We start from the raw sequence: 26,548 nt of genomic DNA on the forward strand, positions 1-26,548 counted from the left end.
TTAATACCGTCACATGCACACACCCTCTCGGGGCGCTGCCGCTTTACGCAAAGCGGTTACCGCCATCTCCATGCTCCTGCTGTCCGGCAACGTGCTGGCACAATGCTTCTCCACGAACCCCACGTACACGCCTACGGCCAATGCCGACGCGGTGAGTACCGGACAGAACACGGCGCTTACGCTCACGCCGGCACAGCTCATCGCAAACGATGTGGCCGCCACCGGCAGCAGCGGCGCGCTGGTGATCAACAGCTTTACGCAGCCCAGCTCGGGAACGCTGACGCAGGACGCGAGCGGTAACCTCGTATTCACCCCCGCGGCGGGCTTCTCCGGCACGGTGACCTTCTCCTACACCATCAAGCACAACGACGGCCGCATCGCCTTCACCGGCAACGGCCACTACTACGAATACATTCCCGGCTCCATCACCTGGACCGACGCCAGGAATGCCGCGGCTGCCCGCACCTACTTCGGTATGCGCGGCTACCTCACCACGGTGACCTCGCAGGCCGAGAATGATTTCATCCGCGAGAAGCTCCGGAGCAACTCCTGGCTCGGAGCCTCCGACCTCGCCTACGAAGGCCAGTGGCGCTGGGTCACGGGCCCCGAAGGGCTGGAGGACGGCGGCCAGGGCCGCCTGTTCTCGCAACAGCAGAAATACGACTGGTGCTCTGCCGGCACCGGTTACTCCGTTAACGGCAACTACCACGCATGGGCCGGCGCAGAGCCCAACGATTGCGGCTCCTACAACTGGGGCGGCGAAACAGACCCCTACCGTGCCGGCGAACACGTGGCGCACTTTTACAGCGACGGCAGCTGGAACGACTTTCCCGATAACGCCGGCGTAGACGGCTATGTGGTCGAGTACGGTGGCCTCGAGTCCTGTTCCCCGCAGCTGACGTCCACCGCCACGGTCACCATCCGCGTGCTGCCTGCGGCAGGCGCCCTGCATTTCGACGGCACCAACGATGCCGTCAGCTTCAGCACCGCCGCCAGCAACGCAACCAACTTCACGACCTCTTCCAGCTTCACGATGGAAGCCTGGGTGAACCTGGCCTCTACGGGCGGATACCAACCGATCTTCACCAACCGCGGCTCCGGCTCTACACAGCCCGGTTTCGCGTTCTTCATTTATGAGGGCAAGCCTTACCTCGAAAGCAACGGCGTCGGCCTTATGTCGTCGACCGTACTTTCGGCCGGCACCTGGACCCACGTGGCCTTTACTTATAGCAACGGCACCGGTACCTTCTATGTGAATGGCGCCGCCGCCGGCAGCCGCACGGGGCTGACCCTGCAGGCACACGCAGCTCCCGCCCTCCGCCTGGGGGCCATGCCCGATGGCTGGGCCTACTTCCGTGGTAGCCTCGACGAGGCCCGGATCTGGAACCGCGCCCTTTGCGCCGGCGAGCTCAATCACTACCGCAACGCCGAAGTTCCCGGTACTGCCCTGAGCGGCCTGCTGGCCTACTATAAGTTCAACCACGGCTACGTGGGTGAGAACAACAGCGCATTCACCGTTCTCAAGGACGCATCCGCCAATGGCTACGACGGCACCCTCAACAACTTTGCCCTCAGCGGCAGCGTCTCGAACTGGGTTGCCGGAAACATAACCACCACGGCATCTGCCTATCCGACCCTTACTGCTTCGATCGCAGCTACCCGCCCGGCCGCCTTCTGCCAGAACGGTACCCTGGTACTCACCGCCACACCTTCGTCGGGCGTCACGTACCAGTGGTATAAGAACGGAAGCCTCATCGCAACCGCTACTGCTTCGAGCTACACCGCTTCGGAAGCCGGTGCCTACTATGTAGTGGTGTCGAACGGCTGCACGGCCACGTCCAATACCATCACCGTTACGAACTTCAGCCCCCTGCAGCTGACGGCTACCGGCAACGCCACTTCGGCCCCTGGCCAGTGCAATGGCTCGGTAACGCTGACGCCCTCCGGCGGCACGGCACCGTATTCATTCAATGAGTATGGCAACGACTTTTCGAACACAAGCTTGAGCGGCTTTACCACAAACCTCGGCAGCTTCACTATCAGCGGAGGCATGCTCAACGGGGGCGCTCTTGCCAGCACCGGCTGGCACAACACCATCCGTACCAACCAGACCTTCGCCCGCACTGCCGGCAAGGCATTTGAAGGAACCTTCAGGCTCGGGGCTTCCGGTGCTACCTTCATGATCGGCTGGACCACCACCGGCACGTTCAACAACTGGCCGAACATGGTGCATGGCCTGTATGTGTATACGGGCAGTAACCTGACCGTATACGAGAACGGAGGGAGCCGCGGCTCACTCAGCAGCAGCAGCATCATCCAGGTCAATACGTCGTACGACTTCCGGATCGAACTGACCACCACCGGAGCCATCTACCGCGTGCGCCAGACAGGGTCGCCAACGTGGACATGGTCGCTGACCACCAGCGTCACCAACACAAGCCCGGTAAGCCTGGGCGTGACGCACCACTCCGGTACCTTCACTACCGACAACTGGAGCGTAGGCGGCTCTGCAGCTACCAGCAACCTGTGCGCCGGTACCTACGCCTACACGGTTACCGACGCCAACGGCTGTATCGCCACGGCTTCCGCTACGGTTGCGGCTGGCCAGCCCCTCAGCGCCACTGCCACCGGCACCAACGCTACCTGCTTCGGTACTTCCACCGGCAGCATCACGGTAGCTGCCTCGGGCGGCACTGCACCTTATACTTATAGCATCAACAACGGCACTACCTATGGCGCATCGAACAGCTTCGCCAACCTCGCCGCCGGTACTTATACGGTACGCGTGAAAGACAACGCCGGTGTGATCACCAGCGCGCAGACCGTTACGATCGGTCAGCCCGCCGCGGTAACCACCACGATCGCCGCATCGGGTGCCACCACCTTCTGCGCAGGCGAAAGCGTGACCCTCACCGCCTCCGGCGCCGACACCTATACCTGGAGCAACGGCGCCACCGGCAGCAGCATCACGGTTGCCGACGGCCGCACCTACACCGTTACCGGCTCGGTCAACGGCTGTACTTCAGCGCCCGCTTCCGTGACCACCACCGTTAAAGCGGTTCCCACGGTTACCGTAGGCTCTGCCAGCTTCTGCGCCGGCAACAGCGCCACCCTCACCGCTACCGGTGCCGACAGCTACAGCTGGAGCACCGGCACCACCGGCAACACCATCAGCGTGAACGCCGCCGGCAGCTACAGCGTTACCGGCAGCACCGATGGCTGCGCCTCCGCACCGGCTACCGCTACGGTAACGGTCAATGCCCTGCCCACGGTCACTATATCTTCCAACAGCCCCGTTAATGCGGGCAGCACCCTGACCCTGACGGCCTCGGGTGCCGATACCTATGTGTGGAGCGGTCCCAACGGCTTCTCCTCCACCAACCCCGGCGTATCGGTTGCCGGCGCCACCATTGCCAATGCCGGTGCCTACTCCGTGACGGGTACCGATGCCAACGGCTGCTCCGCTACCGCCAGCAGCAACGCCCTCGTGCGTGCCGCCGCCAAGGCCCTGCACTTCGACGGTCAGAACGACTGGGTTTCTACGAACATGCCTGCCATCAACGCCATCCCGGTAACGCTGGAGGCGCTGATCAAGCCGGAACTCCGCCCCGAAGGCAACGTATTCTACCCCAACAACGTACTCAGCTCCGACATTCCCGGCCGCCACGGCCTCGGCTTCGGCGCCAACGTATATAATGGTGGCTCGCGCATTGTGATCGAATACAAGAACGGCTTCCGTGAGATCATGAACCCCGCCGGCCTCGTGGCTGGCCAGTGGATCCACATCGCCGTCGTATACAACAACGGCAACGTCAAGACCTATGTGAACGGCAGCCAGGTCGACAACTTCGACTATACCCAGGCTGCGCTCAACGGCAACACCGATATGCGTATCGGCAAGCACAACGACGACGGTGGCTACGGCACCCGCCGCTTCTTCCGCGGCGCCATCGACGAGGTGCGTGTCTGGAACCGCGCGCTCTGCGCCGACGAGATCAATGCCCAGTTCCACTGCCAGCTGGCTGGCTCCGGCAACGGACTCGTCGCCAACTACTCGTTCGACAATGGCTTCGATATGGCGGACAACAGCGCCTACGCTACCCTCCCGAACGCAGTTTCGGGTGTGGAAGCCGGTGTGCTCCGCGACTTCGCCCTCAACGGCGCTACCTCCAACTGGATCGCCGACGGCGGTACCAACGCCACCTGCACGCCTTATGTGATCGGCGACATCAACGTGACCGGCAACGGCGCCACGATCTACTCGGGCACTACGGCCACCGGAATCGCCAACAACACCAACATGGGCAGCACGCCCCCGGCAGCGACCCTGTCGCGCGACTTCGTGCTGCAGAACACGGGCACCGGTGCCCTGTCGGTTAGCGCCATCAGCCTTACCGGCACGGATGCAACCCGCTTCAGCATCGACCGCAGCAACGTACCGGCATCCATCCCCGCCGGCGGCTCGGCCACCTTCACGGTGCGCTTCAGCTCCACGGCCCTGGGTACCTATACGGCTACCGTCAACATCGCGAGCAACGACTGCGATGAGGCTAACTACACCTATAATGTATCGGCTACCGCGGTATGCCCTGCCATCACGGCCACCGTTGCTGCCTCCGGGTCTGCCACGATCTGCCAGAACGCTGCCGGCAATGCCGCAGTAACCCTGGGCGCATCGGCAACGCCTGCTGATACCTATACCTACCAGTGGTTCCTGGGCGGCAGCCCGATCGGCTCTGCCACGGGTGCTGCCTACAACGCCACGCAATCGGGTAGCTACTCGGTGAAGATGACCGACCCCAACGGCTGCTCCGCTACATCCGCTGCAGTTACGGTAACCATCCATGCACTGCCCGTAGTATCGGCCTCGGCCACGCTTACGAGCATCTGCCCGGGCACGCCCACCACGATCACGGCCACCGGCGCTGATACCTATACCTGGAGCAACGGTGCCACCGGCGCTTCCATTACGGTGAGCACACCGGGCAGCTACACCGCTACCGGCACCCGTAACGGCTGCACCACAACGGCGGCTCCCGTCGTCATTGCCCAGAATGCAGCACCTTCCTTCAGCGACGTCGTTGCCCAGGTAACGGCTACTACAGGCGCCAACGGCTGTACGTCCGTGGTTACCTACCCGGTATCGGCCACCGGCACGCCGGCTCCTGCCGTCACCTATGTGTTCACCGGCGCCACCACCGGCTCCGGCAACGGCACGGGCTCCGGCGCTACCTTCAACAAGGGCACGACGCGGGTGACCGTGAAGGCCACCAACGGCTGTGGCGCTCCCACCGTGCAGTTCGACGTGATCGTGCGCGACAACGCCAAGCCGGTTCCTTCCCAGCCCTCACTGTCCGTCGTCACGGCCGAATGCTCCGTGAGCGTTACCGCCCCGACGGCAACGGACAACTGCGACGGCACCGTGACCGCGTTCACCAACGACGCTACTTCCTTTACAACGCAAGGCACCTATACCATCAACTGGATCTATAAGGATGCCGCGGGCAACAGCGAAACGCAATCCCAGCAGGTGATCGTGAAAGACGTGACGGCTCCTGTATTCAGCGCCGGCAGCTCCGTAGGCAACGTGCCGGCCCATATCCGCGGCAACGTGCCGGAGGCGAGCCAGTACAACACCGTCTACCAGCTCGAGATTCCGGTGAACGGTGCCTGGAACGGTACCGCCAGCGTGCCCTACGCGGTGAACAATGCCGCCGCACTCGCCGGCGTGCCTTTCACCCGTGTGGCCTACTACATGGAACTCAACGACAAGTGGGTATGGGTGTCGATGGACAAGTTCACGAGCGACGTGACGAAGACCGGCATCCCCAACACCAACGCGGCATTCTTCCAGCAGCGTGTCAGCAACATGAACGTGGTGGCCAGCGCCAACGCCGGCGTCACCCCGGGCACCGGTATTACTACGGGTAATATCGAGTTCTGGAACAACTGCTACGGTGGCGCCAACGGTCTCGGACTGCCCAGCGCCAACAGCAGCCGCTACGACTACGACGACGCGCCGAACAGCGACCGCAGCTGCTATGGCTCCTTCCAGGTGCATAACTACGGCGCCGGCCAGACCCTCTTCGCTTATAACAGCTGGGCCAACAATACCAATGACGACCTCGGCATCGGTAACAACCCGAACGGCGCCGCCAGCGGGCAGCACCCGGACTGGACCTTCGCCCATAATGCCGGCAACTACAACACCCGCCGCATCTATGTATTCATCAACACCGGTGGCACTTCCGACGATGTGACCACGCAAACCGACGCAGGCCGCTGCGCGGCAACCGTGGCCATCAGCGCCCCCGCCGCTACCGATAATTGCAGCTCCGCCTCGGTGACCGGCGCACGCAGCGACAACCAGCCGCTCAATGCCGCCTATCCCAAAGGTGCCACTACCATCACCTGGACCGCTACGGACGCCGTGGGCAACCGCACGACCCGCACCCAGACCGTGAACGTGGAAGACCGTACCGCGCCTGTTCCGACCGTGGCCACCCTGCCCGTCCTCAACGGCGAGTGCAGTGTGACCGCAGTAGCCCCGACCGCTACCGACAATTGCGCCGGTACCGTGACCGCCACTACGACCAACCCGCTGACCTATACGCAGCAGGGTACCTATACCATCACCTGGACCTACGCGGATACCGACGGCAACAGCAGCACGCAAACGCAGCAGGTTGTAGTGAAGGACATCAGCAAGCCCGTACCCGTTGTGGCCAGCCTGCCCACCATCAGCGCCGAGTGCGCCACGGTGCTCACCGCGCCGAAGGCCAACGACAACTGCGCCGGCCTGCTTTCCGCTACTACCACCGACGCCACGACCTATACGGCCCAGGGCACCTACACGGTAAACTGGACGTACAACGACGGCAACGGCAACATCTTCACCCAGCAGCAAACGGTTGTGATCAAGGACGAAACCGCCCCGGTGATCGCCAACTGCCCCGCCAACATCGTGAAGAACGTGGATCCGGGCAAGTGCGGCGCCAACGTGGACTTCAGCGTGGGCGACCTGCCTCCGCAGGTAGACCAGCAGCGCACCGATATCTTCATCGGTACCTGGGGCGACGACCAGTGGCAGGCCTTCACGGCCGGACAGACGGGCAAGCTCACGCAGCTCGACCTGTTCCACAACGGCTGCCAGACAACTGCCTTCACCCTGACGATCTACTCGGGCGTAGGCACCGGCGGCACGGTACTGTATTCCGGTGCGCATAACCCGGGTACGTTCTGCGGCAACTGGTTCGCAACACAGATCCCCGCGGCCGCTCAGCCCCAGCTGATCGCCGGACAGACCTATACCTTCCGCCTCCAGGGCACGGGCCTCGGCCTCGTGGCCGGTGGCACCAGCACCCCAGTACCGTATTACTCCAGCGTGTACGGTATGAACCCGACCTGGCAGGGTACGTTCTGGAGCCTCTGCTTCAAGACCTATGTATCCGCCGGCTCTCCCTCGGCCTCCGCTTCCGACAACTGCGGCGTGGCCTCCTTCGGCTCCAGCCACCAGTCGGGCGACGAATTCCCGGTGGGCGTGACCACGGTGACCTACACCGCAGTAGACATCGCCGGCAACCGCACCACCTGCTCGTTCACGGTAACCGTGAAGGACAATGAGAAGCCGACCATCACTGCGCCTGCCGCTGTATGGGTAGCTACCGACGCCGGAGTGTGCAGCGCTGGCAATGTGGCCCTCGGTACGCCTGCAACCGCCGACAACTGCGAAGTGGCCGGCATCAGCAATAACGCTCCTGCCACCTTCCCGGTAGGCACCACCAACGTAACCTGGACGGTGACCGATATCCACGGCAACAGCCAGACGGCCGTTCAGTCTGTAACGGTAAGCGACCGCGAGCGGCCGGTAGTGCGCACCAACAGCTTCACGATCAGCCTCGACGCCTCCGGCGCCGCGGCGATCACTCCTGAGGCCGTAGACAACGGTTCGACCGACAACTGCGGCATCGACTGGATCTCGATCGACAAGACCACCTTCGACTGCAGCAATGTGGGTGCCAACACGGTGACCCTGACGGTGACCGACATCCATGGCAACCGCCAGACCGGTACCGCCGTGATCACGGTGGAAGACAAGGTGGCACCGGTGATCACGTGCCCGGCCGATGTGACGCTCAACTGCCAGAACCCGAGTGCACCCGCTGCTACCGGTACGGCTACCGCCACCGACGCCTGCGGCATCGCCTCCATCACCCACAGTGATGTGAGCACCCGCGTGGCTGACGTGAACAACGCAGCACACTACAACTACACCATTACCCGCACCTGGACGGCCACCGACAACAACGGCAACCGCAGCCAGTGTGTGCAGACCATCACCGTTAAGGACGTGACGGCCCCTGTGCCGCAGGTGATGAACCTCCCGACCGTAACGGCCGAATGCGCCGCTGCCGTGACGGCTCCCAAGGCTACCGACAACTGCGCCGGTACCGTGACCGCCACAACGGTTGATCCGCTTACCTACTCCGCACAAGGCACCTACACCATTCGCTGGGTGTATACCGATCCCGCTGGCAACACGAGCACCCAGAACCAAACGGTGATCGTGAAGGACGTGACCCCGCCGGTGATCTCCTGTGCGTTCAACATCACGGTAAACACAGCTCCCAACAGCTGCGGCGCCGTGGTGACCTACAACGCGCCGTCGGCCTCCGACAACTGCGGCAACGGCACCCTGCCCACGTCGCTGCCCGGCTACACCTATAAAGGCACCTACGGCGGACACACGTACTTCATCTCGAATACCGCCACTACGCCCGAAGACGCACACGCCAAGGCCGTCGCGCTCGGTGGTCACCTGGTGACCATCAGCGACGCCCAGGAGAACGCGTTCGTATCGGCCATGAGCCCCAACTACATCTGGATCGGCTTTACCGACCGCGCTGTGGAAGGCACCTACAAGTGGATCACGAGCGAGCCCGTCTCCTACACCCGGTGGAACGGCGGCGAGCCCAACAACGCAGGCGGCGGCCAGGGTGAAGATTGGGCCGTGATCAACTGGGGACCCAACGGTACCTGGAACGACTGGTATTACACCGCTTCCGCCCTGTACGTAGTGGAGTTCGAAGGCGGCAGCATCCCGACCCGCCTCGTGTCCGGCCTCGGCAGCGGCGCTACCTTCCCGATCGGTACCACTACCGAAACCTGGGAAGCCGTGGACGCCGGTGGCAACCGCGCTACCTGCTCCTTCACGGTGACCGTGGTGGACAACCAGAACCCGACCATCGTGGGCATGCCCGCAAATATCTCCGTGAGCAATGATGCCGGCGTGTGCGGTGCGGTCGTGAACTGGACGGCCCCGACCTCGGCCGACAATTGCACCGGCCACTCCATCGCCCGCATCGCAGGCCCGGCTTCCGGCTCGGTGTTCCCGATCGGTACTACTACGGTTACCTACCGTGCCACGGATGCTTCCGGCCGCACGGCCACGGCAAGCTTCACGGTAACCGTTTCGGATACCGAAGCCCCCGCCATCACCGGCCTGCCGGCTGACATCAGCGTCCTCACCGACGCCGGTGTTTGCGGCGCCCGCGTCACCTGGACCGCACCCCGCTCCACCGACAATTGCACCGGCCATTCCATCAGCCAGGTGGCTGGACCTGCCAGCGGTTCCGTCTTCCCGGTCGGTACCACTACGATCAGCTACCGCGCCGTGGATGCGAAGGGCAACAACGTGACCCGCTCCTTTACGGTGACCGTCGCCGACAAGGAAGCCCCCGTGCTCGTTGGTGTTCCTGCTGACGTGACCGTAGAATGCGATGCTGTTCCCGCGGCCGCAGTAGTAACGGCAACCGACAACTGCGCTGCCGGCGCTGTTCAGTTCGCTGAAACGCGCACCGACGGCAACTGTGGATTCAATTACACCCTCACCCGCGTATGGACCGTGACCGATATTCATGGCAACGTGACCTCGGCCACGCAGGTGATCACCGTACAGGATACGAAAGCGCCTTCACTGAGCGTGACCAACATCTCGGTGTCCAACGACGCCGGCCAGTGCGGTGCCCAGGTTTCCTTCGCAGCCATCTCTTCTGATAACTGCGGTACGCCTGCCATCACCTACAGCCACCAGCCGGGCGCTTACTTCCCGGTAGGCACCACAACGGTAACGGCAACGGCGACCGACGCTTGCGGAAACGCTACGGAGAAGACCTTCACCGTAACCGTTACCGACAGCGAGCTGCCCGCCGCCCGCACCCAGGACCTCACCATCCAGCTCGACGCGACCGGTAATGCCGCCATCACGCCCGAGCAGGTGAACAACGGCTCTTCCGACAACTGCGCCATCGAAAGCCTTGCCCTCAGCAAGACCGCCTTCGACTGCAGCAACGTAGGCGCCAACACCGTGACGCTGACCGTCACCGATATCCACGGCAATGTGCACAGCGCTACCGCCGTAGTAACGGTAGAAGACCGCGTAGCTCCGGTGATCAGCTGCCCTGCTTCCGTGACGCTGAACTGCCAGGACGATAACAGCACTGCTGCTACCGGAACGGCTACGGCCACCGATGCCTGCGGTATCGCGAACATCAGCCACAGCGACGTCAGCACGCAGAGCGCTGATGTGAACAATGCGGCTCACTACAATTACACGATCTCCCGCACCTGGACGGCCACCGACAACAACGGCAACCGCACCCAGTGCGTCCAGACCATCACCGTACAGGACGTGACCGCCCCGGTGATCACCTGCCCTGCATCGGTGACGCTGAGCTGCGAGGCAGACAACAGCACGGCTGCCAATGGCGTGGCTACGGCTACGGACAACTGCGCCCCTGTTGCGATCGCGCACAGCGATGTGAGCACGCAGGTGGCTGATGTGAACAATGCGGCTCACTACAACTACGTGATCACCCGCACCTGGAAGGCAACAGATATATCCGGCAACGCCACGACCTGCATCCAGACCCTCACGGTACAGGACGTGACCGCTCCTGTAATCACGACGGCTGCCGGTTCGCTGGACCGCACCGAGGAGTGCTCCGACAACAAGGCCATTGCCGATGCCCTGGCCCTTGTGCCGGCAGCCTCCGACAACTGCGCCCCGGTAACGCTGCACCTCGTAAGCGACGTGAAGACAGCCGCCTGCGGCGCGACCTACACCCGCGTGCGGACCTGGAACTTCACCGACGTATCGGGTAACACGAGCGCCGTCTTCACCCAGACCCTGACGGTAGTAGACCGCACGGCTCCTGTGGTGACCTACAACGTGAACGCGGTAGAGCATTGCTACGACACGACGTCCACGCACTATACGGTTGCCGCTATCGCGGCCACCGATAACTGCACGGCCGTGACCTACAGCTACGCAGTGAGCGGACCGGGCGGCTTTACCCGCACCGGCACCGGCCCCGACGCCTCCGGCACCTTTGCTGTTGGCATGAACACGATCAGCTGGACGATGAAGGACGCCTGCGGCAACACCACCACTGCGGTGACCACCGTGCGCCTGAATGCCCCGATCACCGGTACGTTCAACTCCTTCACGGTGCTGCAGCAAGGCGCCCTCGCCAATACCATTTACCTGGGCTATACACCTGCCTCTTCCGCTACCATCAAGGTGACGGCCGGCGGCGGTACCCCGGGCTACACCTACCAGTGGCGCCAGGAAGGCAACGCAGCCACCTTCACGGTGAACGCCGATCCCTCCTCCATCACGGTGAATGCCAACGGTGCCGGCTCGGTGACCTTCGTAGTGACCGTTACCGACAGCAAAGGCTGCAAGGCCGTCTTCACGAAGACGATTCAGGTCATCGACGTCCGCTGCGGCAACAAGGGCGACAAGGTGCTGGTGTGCCACGCTACCGGCTCCAAGTCGAACCCCTGGGTACAGATCTGCGTAGCGCCGAGCGCCGTGCCCGCACAGCTTGGCAACGGATCCTACCTCGGCACCTGCACCGGGTCGCCCGCTACCACCCGTAGCGAGCCGAAGGCCGCAGTGGAAGCCAAAGTAGAAGCTACTGTACTGGCCTTCCCCAACCCGAGCCGCGGCCTGGTGAACCTCCGCCTGGAGCACTTCACGGCCGGCAAGGTCTCCATCCAGGTGATCGACGGTAACGGTAAGGAAGTACTCCGCCGCGAGGCCACGGTATCCTTTGTCCGCGAAGATGTATCCATCGACCTGCAGGCTGCGGCGGCAGGACTCTACTCGGTGCGCATCTCCAATGGCAAGCAGGTACTCACGACCCGCGTCGCCATTGCACGTTAATCAGTTTCGTTTTTAGGTAAGAAGGCCCCTCGCGAGAGGGGCTTTCTGTTTTGGGGTACCGGCGGCTTACAAGCTTGCAGGAAAGCGCGGAAGGGCGATGGCGGGGCCACCTTCGTTTTCATAAAAGCAATCGTTATGAAACAAAAGACCCACTACCACCTCATCCTCGACCGCAGCGGCTCCATGCAGGACTGCCGCAGCAGCACCATCAGCGGCTTCAACGAGCAGCTGCAGACGATCCGCTCGCTGCAGGCACGCTTTCCCGAGCAGGCCATTACCGTAGGCCTCACGGTCTTCAACGAAAGCGTGCAGCACCAGCACTTCGGCAAGGACCCCCACTCGATGGCGGCACTGACCTCCGAGGGCTACCAGCCCGGCGGCTCCACTGCTCTTTACGATGCCATCGGGTCGTCCATAGCCCTGATCAACCGCCAGCTCGAGGCCGATCTGATCAACGGCGCAGCTACGGTGGTCGTGGTGGTCATGACCGACGGCTATGAGAATGCTTCGCGGCGCTACACCGCCGAAGGCATCCGCAGCAGCATCCGCGAGCTCGAAGGCACCGGCAAATGGACCTTTTCCTACCTCGGCGCCACCGAAGACGCCGTGGAAGTGGCCACGGACCTCAACTTCCGCCGCAGCAACAGCATGGCCTTTGTGAAGAGCGAAATGCGCGATACATTTAACGAACTGGGCCGCTCTATGGACCGCTACCTGTTGCGCAAGCGCCGCGGCGAAAGCCTGGGCAACTTCCTGGAGCCCGATGGCAAATAACCTTTCAACCACACTACATGCAGATCCACCTGGTTCGCGATGCCGACTATCCCGAGGAAGAACACTACGAGGTGCTGGATTTTCTTACCGCCTTCGATGGCCCCGTGTGGTTTACGGGCAATGCCTCGCCGCGCCCGCTCGATGAGGACGCGGTGCACGAGGAGGAGTTCGAGGAGCGGGAGTTCTTTTCGATGGTAAATTTCTCCCGGAAGCTCTCGGAGCACTGCCTGGAAGCGCCGTCGTTCCCGGTGCAGCGGCGGGTCAGTACCTGGAAGGAGCTGTTCCGGAGTGCCGCTGCGTACCGCAGGAAACAGCGGGTGCCGCCCACGGACCTCGTGCTGCTGCTGACGCCCGTGGCCAACGAGCTCAACTGGTTCTGCGCGCTCGACCCGGCGAACCCGAACAACGGGTTTATCCATACCGACGAGTGGGAGCACTACGTGCATTGTTCCGGCACCTTCCCGGTGGTGTATCATGTGGTGGCCCTCGCGCTGCAGCGGGCGCTGTTCGGCAGCATCGAGGCCCTGCAGGATGGATTGCACCGCGTGCCGCTTGGTTGCGTGAACGACTTCTGCCGCCATAAGCCCGAGGTGATCCTGAAGCTGCGCACCGCCGACGTTTGTCTCGATTGTATGGACGATCTGCGCGGCCGGCTCGATGCGCCGGTGCTCGAGCAGCTGCTCAACATCCTGGAGGGGGTGCGCACGCGCATGCTCTTCAACCAGAACTTCCGGCAGGGGCGCAAGCCGAGCGCGCTGCGCATAACGGCCGCCGGGCGCATCTTCCTGCCCGATTACGGGAATATCGAAATACGCCTGACGCCGCTCGAGAAAACGCTGTACCTGTTCTTCCTGCAGCACCCCGAAGGCCTCCATCTGCACGACCTCGTAGACCACCGCGCCGAGTTGCTGGCCCTCTACGGCCGCTTCGCCACCAGCGGCATGCTCGCCGAGATCCACAACCGCGTGGAAAGCCTCGTGAACGTGCGCAGCAATTCGGCCAGCGAAAAGATCGCCCGCATCAAGGCTGCCTTCGTCAAGGCCGTTGGGCGCGACCTGGCCGCCTGGTACTTTATTCGCGGCGAAGTAAGCGACGTCAAGAAGATCCACCTCGAACCGGCGCTGCGGACCATCGATGGGGGATCTCAGATGTAGGATCTCAGATGTAGGATCTCGGATGTAGGATCTCGGATGTAGGATCTCAGATCTCGGATGTAGGATTTCTGATTTTTGATTTCAGATTTGGGTTGATTCCATTTAGAACATTTCTTTCGCAAGGCTGATAAACAAAAGGCCCGAAAATAAAAGAGCCCCGACGTACACCGTCGGGGCTCTTGGTTATGGGATGCGATCCGGTTAGAGACGCACCGCGCGCAATACGCTGGTCTTGCCTTTGTCCGTAGTGCCATACAGCAGGTAGGTGCCGCCGGCCAGGTGGCCAAGCTGCAAGCGAAGCTGGTTGTCCCCGGCGGTTACCGTTTGCGTAAAGGTCATCACCACGGCGCCGCGGGCATCCACGAGCTGCCACTGGATGCGGGCAGCGCGGGTAGCCTTCACGCGGAGTACCGTAGTGTTACGGACGGCGTTGGGGGTCAGAACCGCGCTGCTGATGCTGGCGTCGAGGCTCGGTACCGAGGTACAGTTGTTCACCACGAGGGTGACGGCGTTGGAGGTCACCGGTCCGCAGCCGCCTGTCACCACCACATCGTAGGAGCCGGCGTCGGTGGCAGTGAGGTTGCTGAGGTTCAGCGTTGCTGAAGTGGCGCCGCTGATGTTGGTGCCGCCCTTGCGCCACTGGTAGCTGAGCGTTCCAGCACCGGAGGCAACCACCGTGAAGGAGGTTGCGCCCTGCTCGCAGGCGGTAGCGCCTACGGGCTGAGTCGTGATGGAAGTAGCGGCGGTGAGCGACAGGGCTACCGCGTTGGAGGTCACGGAGCCGCAGGTGCCGGTGATCACCACATCGTAGTTGGCGGCGTCGCCGGCCGTTACGCTGGGGATCGTGTAGGTGGCGGAAGTAGCACCGGTGATGTTGCTGCCGCCTTTGCGCCACTGGTAGCTGAGGCCCGTGCCCGATGCAGCAACCGTGAAGGTAGCGGCGCTGCCGGCGCAGGCGGCCTGTGCCGTGGGCTGCGTCGTGATGGCCGTGGCCGCATTTACCGTCAGTACGGCGTTGGCGGAGGTAACCGTGCCGCAGGAGCCGGTCACGTCAACCGTGTAGGTAGCCGCGTCGGCCGCAGTGGCGTTGTTGATCGTAAGCGTAGCGCCATTGGCGCCGGTGATGTTGCCCCCGTTCTTCTTCCACTGGTAGGTAAGCGTTCCGGTTCCGGTAGCGGCCACCGTGAGCGATACGTTACCACCTGCGCATACCGTCGGAGCAGCCGTCGGCTGTGTCGTGATCGCGGTTGCCGCATTCACGTTGAGTACTGCATTGGCGGAAGTGACGTTGCCGCAGGTACCCGTTACCACCACTGTGTACGTGGCGGCGTCGGCTGCGGTAGCGGCATTGATCGTATAGGTTGCTGAGGTGGCACCGGTAATGTCGGCGCCGCCCTTCTTCCACTGGTAGGTGAGGGCGCTGCCCGTAGCTGCTACCGTAAAGGTCGCTGCACTGCCCGCGCATACCGACTGTGTGGCTGCCGGCTGCGTGCTGATGGCGGTTGCCGGGGAGACCGTGAGCGCCAGCGTGGTGCTGCTGGTGCAGCCCGCCCCGCTCGTGGAAGTAGCCGTATAGTTATACATGCCTGCTGCGGCGGGCTTCGCGTACACCGTAGTGGCGGCGCCACCCGTATAAGGCGTCGTAGCGGCGGCATCGGTGAAGAGGCCGGCCTGCGGCGACCAGGTGATCGCTGCCGGCTGGGTGCCGGTCACGGTCACGTTATCGATCGCCCAGTTGTACGCCCAGTCGGCGGCGTAGCGGAAGCGGATATACAGCGTGGGCTGGTTCACATAGGCATCGAGGTTCACAGTGGCCTGCGCGAAGTTGTTGAAGGCGCCGGTGTTGGCGGTCTTGAACGAGCGAACGGCCGTCCAGGCAGTACCGTTGGTCGACACTTCCACGGTTGCGGAGTCGAAGAGCGCCAGCGTATACACGCGGTGGTAGTGGTAGAAGTTGAGTGTGAGCGCTGAGTAGCCGGTAGTGTTGATCACCGGGGCGTTGAGGATCGTGCGCGTGGTGGCGCCGAGGCCCTGGGCATCGCTGCTGGTGAGCGCGAACTGGGAATTGTCGTTGCTGACGAATACTTCCGAGCTGACGCTGGTGCCGCTTGCCACGAGGCGCCAGGCCGCGTTGGCAGGGGTGCCGCCGGTAGAAGTGTTCTCGGTGGTCCAGCCGGGTGCCGTGCCGTTGAAATTCTCGTTGATCAGCGTGCCCGATACCTGTCCGCCCGAAGCCGTGAGGGTGGCCGTAGCACCCGTGCAGAGCGTGGAGGTGCTCGGGGTGATGGTGACGGCGGCCGGCAGCACGTTCACCTGCACGGTAATAGAGTCGAGGGCGGCGCAGCCATTGCTGGGGCCACCGCTGTTGTCGCTGGCATTCACATAATACTTGGTCGTGGCGGTGGGGCTTACCGACACCGAGGCGCCGCTGAGGTTGCCCGGGGTCCAGGTATAGGTGTAGCCGGCGTTGGTGCTTTGTACGGTCAGCGTGGTCGATCCGCCCACGCAGATGGCCGCCGGGGTTGCCGACACGCTGAGGGTGGGCGCGCTGTTTACGGTAGCGATCACTGCCGTGCGCGCGCTGTTGCACACCTGCGTCACGTTCCAGTTCCAGAAGTAGTTCCGGGTACCGTTGGTGATGTTGTTGCCGTCGACCGTGTTACCCGTGATGGAGAAGCCGTTGCTGCTGTAGGGATACGTATACGTGCCGATGCCGCGGTTGATGCCGATGTCGTAGGCAAGCTGCCAGCCTGTAGAGCCCGCGGGCACGTTGAAGCCGAGCGCGAGGGTCTTCTTGACGGTATTGCTGATGTCGGCTGCTGTGATCGTAAAGTTGCGGAAGTCCACCACCACGCCGGAGGCGTTGACCAGCGAAATGCGCAGGGTGCCGGCCGTGGAGGGATACACTTCCACCGAGTTGATGATCACGGCATCGGCCGTGCGGAAGTACTGCCCGAAGCCCGCGCTCGAGGCGAGGTTGGCAGTGGTTTCCGATACCGGGCCAACGTTGAAGGCAGTTCCCTGCGTGGAAGCCTGTACGTAGAACGTGGTAGTGGTCGTGAGCGAAGGCGTCGTGAACGAGGTGCCGGTGCCCAGTGCCGAGCCGCCGGTGGCGGCTGCATACCAGGAAAGGGTGGCGCCCGCGGCAGTGGCTGCCTGAAGGGTCACCGTGCCCACGCCGCAGCGCGTGGCCGGGGTGGTGCCGGTGATGGCAGGTCCCTGGCAAAGCGTGCTGGTGCTGGCAACCGCGGTATTGGCGGAAGCGCAAACCCCGTTGCTGGCGCGCAGGCGGTAGAAATACTGGGAGTTGGCGTTAAGGCCCGTAACCGTAGCCGTGGTGGTGCTGACGGTTTGCGTGCTTACGATGTTGGTGAAGGCATTGTCCGTAGCTACCTCGAGGGTATAGCTCAGCACGCCGGCAGCGCCGCCGGTCGGTGCCGTCCAGGAGAGGGCGAACTCCGTAGCACCGCTGTTGGTCACGGTCACTGCGGTGGGCAGGCCGGCGCAGGTGGTAGCGTCTCCGGCCAGGGGCGCCGTTGTGTTATATACAGGACCGCCGTTGCAGGCGCCGCTGTTGTACGTAAAGATGGTATACGTATAGGCGGTGTTGGCGGTGAGTCCGCTGGCGGCAAAGGAAGGCGTGGCGGAAGTGCCCACCACGACGCCGTTGCCCAGGCTGTTGCCGGCGCTGTAGGCCGTGCCGTTCACCGGGGTGCCGGTGAGGGCGCCCGTGCTACGCACGATCAGGTAGCCCGTAACGGAGCCGCCGGCAGCGGTGAAGCTGGCTTCCTGCGCCGTGCTGCTGGCCGTACCAAAGACCAGTGCCGTGCCCTGGGTGGTCGGAGCCACGCAGGACGGGCTCACCGAAACACCGGCGAACTCGTCGGCGCCGATGTCCGGGGCCACGCCGGTGCCGGCGTACCCTGCATTGCCGGCGCGTGTGTTGCCGTCGAAATCGGTCGTAATGCCGCTGATGTTGACACCGCCGCTCTCCAGCCCGGTGGTGATGCCGGCGGTGAGGTGCAGGAAGTTGTTCGACGTACCGGTGGTAGAGATGAAGTAGGGGACGACGTTCTCCGAGATGGAGGCCGCATCGCGCGGGGCTACGCGGGCCTTGAAGGCGGCCAGGGTTTGGTCGCTGTTGGTACCGTCGTGGAAAATGAGGTTCGTGGCCGAGGGTGTGCCTGCCCAGAACAGGTTATTGTTCGACGCGCCTGCGTACGTGGCCAGGTCGGTGCCGCTCCGGCGATAGGCTACGGTAAGGCCGGTGCCGGCAGCCGTAGACGTATTCGCCAGGATGTTGTTGCGCACGTCCACCGTAGGTCCCGTATTCGCCGAGAGCGCGCTCGATCCGAAATTGGTGCCGGTGCTCGTCGCGTTCAGGTACACCGTATTGAAGTAGACATTGACGAAAGAAGTGGCCGCTGTGTTGGTGATGTTGATCCCGTTGAGCGCATTGGCCGCGGAAACGGCCGGTGTGCGCAGGTCGCCGATCAGGTTGTTGTGCAGCGTCACGTTGATGCCTCCCGTTACCAGGATGCCGTTGACGGCGCCGCCGGCATTGTTGTTCTGCAGGTTGTAGATCTTGTTGGCATACACATTCTGCGTATTGCCGCTCGCGATGATCATACCGCTCACGGCGCCGGTGCCGGTACCCGAAAGACCGCTGATCGTATTGTTGAACAGGTTTTGCGTGCCGCTGGAGAGGTTGATGCCGGTGATGGCGCCGCCCCCGGTCACGTTCGAGACCACGTTGCCCGACATGTTGCTGTTGCCGGTGGCGCTGCTGAATCCGAGCGAGAGGATGATTGCCGAGCCCGAGCCGCAGGTGATGTTGGAGAACGTGTTGTTGGTGATCGTCTTCACCGATCCAAAGGGCGCTGTGCCGGAGCCGCTTTGCGCCACCCACCCGAAGATGGACGACGTGCCGGCCAGCGTGATGTTCGAGAAGTTATTGCCCGAATGCACCTCGGTAACCGTGGTGGGAGAGGAGCTGTTCGAGTTGAGGAAGGTCACCTGGCCACTCGCGCCCGTGCGGTTGAAGGCCGTTACGATGCTGTTGTTGCTGATGGTGACGGTTCCGTTGGCGGCCGTGCTGATGTTGTTGCTCAGGAACGTCACGGCCCCGGTGGAGTTGATGGTGAGGTTCGTGAACGTGTTGCCGGAGATGTTCTGCGACAGCGTGGAGCCGGCGTTCTGGATATAGTTCTGCGCGGCGCTTGCGGCCACGTTGTAGGTGATGCCGCGGATGTCGTTGTTCTGGATCGAAACGGCGGCGGTGGCGGCACCGCCCGTGTTGGCTATGCCGAACAGGGAACCCGAGGTGGCTACGGTGCTGGTGAAGAAGCCGCCGACCGCGTCGCCCAGCTTGTTGTTGTTGAGATTGGCCGCGGTCACAACGGCGCCCGACTGGATCACGCCCTGGATCTGACCGCTGGTCGCTGTAGAGGAGAGTCCGCGAAGGGTGTTGTTGTTCATGTTCACCGTGCCGGCGGCGCCGGAGCTCGACACACCCGCTAGCAGGGCCGAAGTGGCCGTGGTAGCCGTGATGGCGCAGTTGAGCACGGTATTGTTGTTCATGTTTACCGTGCCCGCTGCCGACAGGTTGACGATGGCCGTCATGCCGCTTGAGGTGGCGGTGCTGCCGCTGAGCGTGAGTCCCTGTACGGTGTTGTTGTTCATATTGATGGTGGCATCAGGCCGCAGCGTATTGATGCCTTGCACGTTGAGTCCGATCACCGTGCCGCCGGTCGTGGTACTGGCGTTATTGGTTACCGTCACCGTGTTGTTGGTGACGTTCGTGACGGTGGTCACGCCCAGTGCGGGAGCCGCAACCGAGTAGTTCTGGAGAAAGCCGCCCGTGGTGGGGCTCTGGTTGAGCGACGCGCTCACGATCGTGTTCCAGGACATGTTGTTGTTGATCTGGTGGTTCAGGAACACGCAGTAGTTGTTGCCCGTAAGGCTATTGAAGCCGGAGGTGCCGCCGCCGCCCCAGTTGGTGATGTTGTTGCCGGTGGCTGCCGACGTGCCGCCGATGTCGTTCCCGTCATCCATCGCCAGGCTGGAGCCCAGCATCACGATGCCGAAGTTGACGTTGGAGATATTGTTCGCATACACCTGGTTGTTGGAGTTGGAGCCCGAGGCGGCCGTGGCTTCGGCGGCGGTACCCGGTGTGGTGGCGCTGTGGCGCGCGCTCGTATAGATGCCGAACGTATTGAGGTAGGTCCGGTTGAGCGAGATGCTGTTGTTCTGGATCCGGTTGTTCTGTGCGCCGTCGGTAACCGAGGCCATGAGCAGCGCAACGCCCCACTCGGTCATGGTGTTGGAGGCGGCTGTCGCAACGGTGTTGCCCGCGTTTTCCTGGATCACGAATCCGGAAAGCGCTACATGGTCGGCGCCGATCAACTTGAACACTGCGTCGGTCAGCGAGCCGGCTGTATGCCCGGCCGATGCCGTTACCGTGTTGCCGTTGCCTCGGATCTGCACCGTGTTGGCGGCAGAGGCCGTTGTGAGGAGGGCGGAGCCGGTCCCGCCGATCACGAAGCCCCCTGCGGGCGCGGTCTGTGCGTTGCCTGCGGTCAGGTTGATAATGACGCCGCCGGCGCCAACGCCCTGGGTGTTCAGGTCGGTGAGGGCCGCGGCCAGGGTGGCATAGTCGCCCGGGATGTTCTTGGTGCCGGTAAGTTGTGCGTCGGCCGATGTAGCGCCGAGCACCGCGGCAAGCAGTGCGTAAATTTTTCTCATAAACTAGGTTTGGTGTAGCAGGTAATTCCTGTGAAAACGTTAGAAAGGTACGTTTTTTACTGCAGATTTTCCCGTACGCGGCGCCCGCCCACAGGGGTGCGTACGGGATCTGTTTTCCTGGCCGCTGCGCGGGTATTTGGCGTACCTTGGCGCAGCCATTTGATTGTCTATGCCTGATCGCCGTTCTGCTGCCCAGCCGCCCGTACCTGCCGCCCATCCCGCCGATCCCCTGTTGCTGGCGCTCGCCGAGCAGCGCTTCCCGGGTGGGGTGGCGGTGCCGCGGGCCGATGATCCTGCGGCGGCAGTTGCCGAAACAAAGCGCCTGCTCCGCGAGGAGGCGCCCATCATCTACGGCGCTGCCTTCCTCCACGACGGCTTCCTGGCCACCATCGACATCCTGCTGCAGCAGCGCGGCCGCTGGTTCGCTTACCTGCTGCGCCCGAGCACCCGCATCAAGGAGCACCAGCTGGTGGACGCAGCCCTGCACGACGCCGTGCTCCGTGGCGCCGGCCTTGCCGTGGACGAATGGTGCCTGCTCCTGCTCAACCCGCAGTATGTGCGGCAGGGACATTTGTCGCCGGAGGAGCTTTTTTCCGAAACGCGCGTGGCGAAGCGGCTGAAGCCTATGGCCGGCCAGGTGCGTCCGCGGATGCAGATGCTCAAGCGCATGGCCGCGCGCGACCGCGCGCGCTCTGCCGCCGGTGAGGCGCCCTACCAGCGCCCGTCGGGAGGCCGCGGCAGCGAAGTGCCCCTGCCCTCCGGGCCCCTCGAGCTCATTGTCGACAAGCCCGCATTACGCGCCTTCCTGGAAGGCCTGCAGTACCCGCTGTATTTTATGGACTTCGAGTCGTACCAGGAGGCGATCCCCGAGTGGGATGGACACTGGCCGTTCCGGCAGCTGCCGTTCGGCTATTCGGTGCACCGGATCGAAGCGCCCGGCGCGGAGCCGCAGCACGAGGCCTTTGTGGCGCCCACCAACCGGGAGCCGACCGCTTCCTTCGGGGAGGCGCTGCTCCGCGCCACCGGCAACAGCGGCACCGTGCTCGTCTACAACCGCGATTCGGAGCAGCTCACCCTGGAGCAGCTGAAGTCGGATCACCCGCGATGGCAGGAAGCGATCACGGCCCTCACCGCGCGCCTTGTGGACCTGATGCTGCCCTTCAGCCAGAAGCTCGTAGAAATACCGGGCATCGGGAATAAGCTTTCACTCAAATACGTGCTGCCGGCCCTTGTGCCCGATATGAGCTACGCGCTGCTCGCCATCGGCTCGGGCGATCATGCCAACCAGGCCTACAACGCCCTCCGCGCCTCCTCCGACCCGGAATTCATCGATGCTACGCGCAAGGACCTCCTGGAATATTGCGAGCTCGACACGCTGGCGATGGTGCGCATCCTGGAGAGGTTGTACGAGCTGGCCAAGGAAGGCTAGGAATTCAAAAGCCAAAAATCAAAAGTCAAAAGCGTGTTGGCGCGTTGCTGCTTTATGGAGCAGCTTGCGGCCACTGTTCTGCGCAGATCATTCATCGATGAACAACCGGTACACGTCGCTCTTGTTGCGTTCGATGTTGGCGATGTGAAAGCCGCCGGGCTCGGGGATCTCCTCCAGCAGGTCGAACAGGAGGCAGTGCTTGTCGAGGCCTTCGAATACGAGCGTAAAGGTTTCGCCGGGAAGCAGCCACTTCCAGTTCGGGTAGGCCGTGATGCCATAAGCCTGCAGCAATCCCTTGCGTACCCCGTCTTCCTGAATCAGGAAGGTGCTGGGCCAGATGCGCGCGGCCGTGAACTCCGTCATCGTGCAGTGCACAATGGTAGCACGCTCCTCCACCGCTTCCACGGCAAAGGAGATCTCGGGCTTGAATACAGGTTGGGCGATTGTGCGCATGCGGCGAAGGTAATGGGGTAATGGGGTAATGGGGTGATGGGGTAATAAGGTTCAGAGAGGTTCAGGAGGGTTCAGAAAGGTTTGGGAGACCGACGCTTCGCTCCGAAGCTGCGGAGGGGACACAGTTGTAAAAGGGATTTATTTGCCGGACGCACCTCGGGAAGGATGGCGATTTCGAATAAACGGGGAAAGGCATCCTGCCGAATGCCTTTCCCTTATTGGATTCCGAGAGGAATTTGCTCACCTGCTCATTCGTTCACCCGCTCACCATGCACGGAAGCTCACGCGCAATGCAGTCCCCTGCTAACACGTGAGTGCCCAATCTACTTGGGTGCCATTCACGATTCCCGATTCCCGATCCCGTCTTCACTTCCCGAACAGCCCGCCCAGCTTGCCGCCGAGGCCACCGAGGTTGCCGAGCATGCCGCCGAGCCCGTCGGGGGTGATGCTCGGGTCGTTGGGGTCATTGGCTTTGGTGGCCAGCTTTTGCAGGAGGCCGGGAAGGGCGCCCGCGATGGCGCCGGTGGCCGCAGGCGGTAGGCCCAGCTTGGAGCCCAGCGCGCTTACGAGTCCGCCCGAGATGGCGCCGGTGATGGGCGAGCCCGAAGCCACGCCACCCTGGAGCTGGTTGAGCAGTCCGCCGATCCCACCCTGCTGCGGGGCCTCCTTGGCAAGCCCATGCGTGATCTGCGTGGCCACCTCCTGGTGCACCGCGTCTTCCTGTCCTGCCGGGATGGCGTTGGCCACGTGCGGATCGTTGCCCAGTTGTTGTTTCACCATGTTAACTACCTGATCGAACATAAAATTGTCTTTTAGTGCCTTTGGATGCTGCACGAAACGTACCAAACACCGGTAGGGCAGCGCTTACCCGCCGGCCCCGAAGCGGGTAAAGCCGGTCAGCGCCACCAGCGCCCGTATTTCTGCGGCCGTCTTTTCTTTCCTGCGCCCTGCCGGCAGCAGCCTGTGCCGCACCAGCGCCACCTGCAGGCGGTAGAACCGCGCAAAGAGCGGGCTCAGTCCTTCGAACGGGGCACTGCCGGAGCTCCACTCCAGGAATCCGGCGGGAGCGGCCCTATGCCGCGCCAGCTGCCAGTTGATCTGGAGCGCTTCGGGGTAGCCGGGCTCGATGCTGAAGCGGCGGCGCGTGCTCATTACGGGGCGTAACAGCGCGTGGCTCTCCTCGTAGTACCCGGCGAGGTTGAGGTAGTCGGCAAGCACAAACGGGAAATACGGGAACTGCCACACGCCGCCCGGCTCCCGGCGCAGGAAGTGCTGCTGCCAGCGCTGCGCCTCCGCCAGTAAGCGATCGATACCGCGGCCATGCTCCAGCTCATACAGCAGCTGGCTGCCGATGCTGCGCCCGATGATGAAGGGATGCAACGATTCGTCCAGAGGCAGCCGACGGATGCGGTTGATGAAGAGCTGCTGCTCCTTAAGGTCGCCGCACAGCCAGGCCGAAAGAAACAGCAGGTTGTTGCCATAGAGCTGCGCCTCCCGGCCCTTCTTCTGGAGGTAGAGCGGGAGAAAGCGCCGGTAGGGGCCGCAGAGCCCATCGATAAAGGGAAAGCGCTCGAAGAAGTAGACCTGCGCCACGGGATGGCGGGCCAGTGCGGGCGCCAGGGCAGCCAGCAGGCCCGGGTTGAACAGGATCCGCAGGGCCATGTTCCGCGCGGCGTTGTGGTAGTTCATGTCGGCCTCTGTGCGCAGGTCCACCTTGTAGAAATCCAGGTACAGCCCCGCCTCCTCTGCCAGCGTCAGCGGGCGATAGGTGTCTTCCTGGCGGGCCTGCTTGCCCAGGAAGCCGTGCCAGCCCGTGAACCCGGTGTACAGGGCGAGGGTGTTGAGCGTGCGCACGGCGGGGGAGAAGTCGCTCCGTAGAAACCCGAAGAGGCGGCGGAGCGTCTGCGGGCTGATGGCCTGCCCGGTGACCTTCCGGATATCGGTGCTCAGGAGTTCGCATTCGAACGAGTGGGTGAGGGGCTTGCCGAAGGCCTGGCACGAAAGGCTCTTGAGTTGCCGCAAGGCGTCTGGGTCGATATGATGCTGCGGCCGGGCCATGCGCAAAGGTGCGGGAATGCCATTAATGGAAGAAAATGGAAGAGGCGGCCGTCGCGGCTTGTTCTACCATTGCGGTCGGAAGTCAACCCGCATCGTCTTAGTCAGGCTGCCTACAGGGCGCGCTCCGTAGATGTACGGCTCCTTCCGCCGCAGGAGCGCCGGTGCCGGTAAGTTTTCTTTAGGTTCCGTATCCAAAACTAACTGTCGGTCTGTTTCAGCAACCGGCCTACCGTATTTCTTCTGTCGGACATCAAAAAGCCGGCTCCCCCGGGGAGTCGGCTTTTTCGTGCAGGAGCGCCGCCGGGATCACCGGAACGGGTCGCTCCATTTCGGATCGGTGTAGACGTTGGTGCCCGACAGCGTGCGGAGGAAGGCCACCACGGCGGTCACCTCGGCGGCCGTAAGGTTGAGGCGCTGCGGGTTGCCGCCGGGGCGCAGGCGCGGGTCGAGGTTGTTGTTGCCGGCTACCGCCGGGATATTGCCGTAGTGGTTCAGCACCTGCTGCAGGCTGGTGAACGCGCCGGTGTGCATCAGGGGGCCGTTGAGCGTGCCGTCGGGGCGCAGGAGGTCGCGCAGCGACGGGGCGCGGGTGCTGTTCAGGTCGGTGCCGGTATTGCCGATGGTGCCGGTGATGCCATTGTTGCGCGAGTTCGGGTCGATGTCGAATTCAGGGGCGTTGTGGCAGCCGTTGCAGCCAAGGCCACCGCCGGTACGCTGTCCGCCGGCGCCGAATACGGGCGCTGCGGTAAAGAGGTTCTTGCCTTGGTTCTCCTGTGCGGTGAAATTGGGGAAGGGGGCGTTGTTGTTGGCAACCTGTGCGCGGCCCGCATCATACTTCGAGTCGAACGACTGGATGCTCCGCACGAACTGGGCGAGGCATTCCTGCATGCGCGCTTCGGTTACCGTGGCATCGCCGTAGGCAAAGCGGAACAGCTCCTGGTAGTAGTCGACGCCCGAGAGGCGCGTCAGCAGCGTGCCGATGCCGGGCCTTCCGTTGAGTCCGCTGAAGCCCATCTCCGCATGATCCTGTATCGGCTTGGTCACCTGCTGCTCGAGGGTAGCGGCGCGCTCGTCCCAGAAGAACCTGACCTCGTTACCGAAGCGCGCGTTCACGAGGCGCATCGAATGACGGCCGGTGCTGCCGCCTTCCACGCCGGCGCTGGCGACTGCCGTATCGCCGAAGGCAAAAGCCTGGCGGTGGCAGGAGCCACACGATACGCTGTTGGAGATGCTGAGGCGGGTGTCGTAGAACAGGACGCGTCCGAGGGTGGCCTTCGCATTGGAGATGGCGTTGCCGGCCGTATTGTCCTTTACGATATAGGCGGGACGGCCCTGACCGGCGTAGTCGGAGAGGTTGGCAAGGTCGATACGGTTGCCGAAGGTGGCGGCCACCGCCGGGTAGGAAGGCGTCGTATCGGCCGCGGCGTCTTTGCGGGTGCAGTGAAAGCCGGTGGCGGTAGCAGCGGTGAGGGCGATCAGGAGGAGCACTTTTCTCATAGTAGGAGCGTTAGGTGGTCAGTAAGCGGGCACGGAGGGTTAGACGCCGCTGCCGGCACATTCCTGCGGGGATCGAATAAAAAAGTCTGCTGATGCTTGCAGGGGCAGGATCGCTGCACCGGTAACATGTTGCACCCTCGTTCATCCGGACCGGCCTAACGGGCATGCGGAGCCACCTTGCCAAGCAACATATACCAATTAATGGGTATT

9 protein-coding genes are annotated in these 26,548 nt (G+C 63.1%); 4 read left to right on the top strand and 5 right to left on the bottom strand.

Annotated elements, in window-relative coordinates:
• The first annotated feature begins 13 nt into the window (after positions 1–13).
• The 3 genes from ABD937_RS01510 to ABD937_RS01520 all read left to right on the top strand — a co-directional run bounded on the left by ABD937_RS01510 (position 14) and on the right by ABD937_RS01520 (position 14,157).
• Positions 14–12,229 carry an HYR domain-containing protein gene (locus ABD937_RS01510; RefSeq protein WP_345252835.1) on the top strand — a complete coding sequence of 4,072 codons (12,216 nt, stop codon included), beginning with the start codon at positions 14–16 and terminating at the stop codon, positions 12,227–12,229.
• 135 nt (positions 12,230–12,364) lie between these two features.
• Positions 12,365–13,003 (top strand): VWA domain-containing protein, encoded by a 639-nt coding sequence (locus ABD937_RS01515; RefSeq protein ID WP_345252836.1) that lies wholly within the window; start codon positions 12,365–12,367, stop codon positions 13,001–13,003.
• A gap of 17 nt (positions 13,004–13,020) precedes the next feature.
• The gene (locus ABD937_RS01520; RefSeq protein ID WP_345252837.1) at positions 13,021–14,157 is read left to right on the top strand and encodes a hypothetical protein; all 1,137 of its coding nucleotides are present in this window, start codon (positions 13,021–13,023) and stop codon (positions 14,155–14,157) included.
• A gap of 201 nt (positions 14,158–14,358) precedes the next feature.
• Here the strand turns inward: ABD937_RS01520 and ABD937_RS01525 are convergent, their stop codons facing one another.
• Positions 14,359–20,901, bottom strand: a complete 6,543-nt coding sequence (locus ABD937_RS01525) for an immunoglobulin domain-containing protein (RefSeq protein WP_345252838.1) — start codon at positions 20,899–20,901, stop codon at positions 14,359–14,361.
• Positions 20,902–21,070: 169 nt separating this feature from the next.
• On the opposite strand from ABD937_RS01525, the gene ABD937_RS01530 reads away from it, so the two are divergent.
• Positions 21,071–22,330: a DUF2779 domain-containing protein gene (locus ABD937_RS01530; protein WP_345252839.1), complete on the top strand. Its 1,260-nt coding sequence runs from the start codon at positions 21,071–21,073 to the stop codon at positions 22,328–22,330.
• An 87-nt stretch (positions 22,331–22,417) separates the two neighbouring features.
• Here ABD937_RS01530 and ABD937_RS01535 read toward each other — a convergent pair whose 3' ends face one another.
• The 4 genes from ABD937_RS01535 to ABD937_RS01550 form a co-directional block, all read right to left on the bottom strand.
• The gene (locus ABD937_RS01535; RefSeq protein ID WP_345252840.1) at positions 22,418–22,783 is read right to left on the bottom strand and encodes a hypothetical protein; all 366 of its coding nucleotides are present in this window, start codon (positions 22,781–22,783) and stop codon (positions 22,418–22,420) included.
• A gap of 366 nt (positions 22,784–23,149) precedes the next feature.
• Positions 23,150–23,584 carry a hypothetical protein gene (locus ABD937_RS01540; RefSeq protein ID WP_345252841.1) on the bottom strand — a complete coding sequence of 145 codons (435 nt, stop codon included), beginning with the start codon at positions 23,582–23,584 and terminating at the stop codon, positions 23,150–23,152.
• Between the two features lie 63 nt (positions 23,585–23,647).
• The gene (locus tag ABD937_RS01545) at positions 23,648–24,841 is read right to left on the bottom strand and encodes a hypothetical protein (protein WP_345252843.1); all 1,194 of its coding nucleotides are present in this window, start codon (positions 24,839–24,841) and stop codon (positions 23,648–23,650) included.
• Between the two features lie 306 nt (positions 24,842–25,147).
• On the bottom strand, positions 25,148–26,338 hold the full coding sequence (locus ABD937_RS01550; protein ID WP_345252845.1) for a cytochrome-c peroxidase: 1,191 nt from the start codon (positions 26,336–26,338) through the stop codon (positions 25,148–25,150).
• Positions 26,339–26,548: the final 210 nt, after the last annotated feature.

This window comes from Flaviaestuariibacter amylovorans, assembly GCF_039541815.1.
GTDB lineage: Bacteria > Bacteroidota > Bacteroidia > Chitinophagales > Chitinophagaceae > Flavisolibacter > Flavisolibacter amylovorans.

Excerpts from the sequence above, each read along its gene's own strand:
- ABD937_RS01510 (WP_345252835.1), top strand. The coding sequence starts at position 14 with ATGCACACACCCTCTCGGGGCGCTGCCGCTTTACGCAAAGCGGTTACC.
- ABD937_RS01515 (WP_345252836.1), top strand. The coding sequence starts at position 12,365 with ATGAAACAAAAGACCCACTACCACCTCATCCTCGACCGCAGCGGCTCC.
- ABD937_RS01520 (WP_345252837.1), top strand. The coding sequence starts at position 13,021 with ATGCAGATCCACCTGGTTCGCGATGCCGACTATCCCGAGGAAGAACAC.
- ABD937_RS01525 (WP_345252838.1), bottom strand. The coding sequence starts at position 20,901 with ATGAGAAAAATTTACGCACTGCTTGCCGCGGTGCTCGGCGCTACATCG.
- ABD937_RS01530 (WP_345252839.1), top strand. The coding sequence starts at position 21,071 with ATGCCTGATCGCCGTTCTGCTGCCCAGCCGCCCGTACCTGCCGCCCAT.
- ABD937_RS01535 (WP_345252840.1), bottom strand. The coding sequence starts at position 22,783 with ATGCGCACAATCGCCCAACCTGTATTCAAGCCCGAGATCTCCTTTGCC.
- ABD937_RS01540 (WP_345252841.1), bottom strand. The coding sequence starts at position 23,584 with ATGTTCGATCAGGTAGTTAACATGGTGAAACAACAACTGGGCAACGAT.
- ABD937_RS01545 (WP_345252843.1), bottom strand. The coding sequence starts at position 24,841 with ATGGCCCGGCCGCAGCATCATATCGACCCAGACGCCTTGCGGCAACTC.
- ABD937_RS01550 (WP_345252845.1), bottom strand. The coding sequence starts at position 26,338 with ATGAGAAAAGTGCTCCTCCTGATCGCCCTCACCGCTGCTACCGCCACC.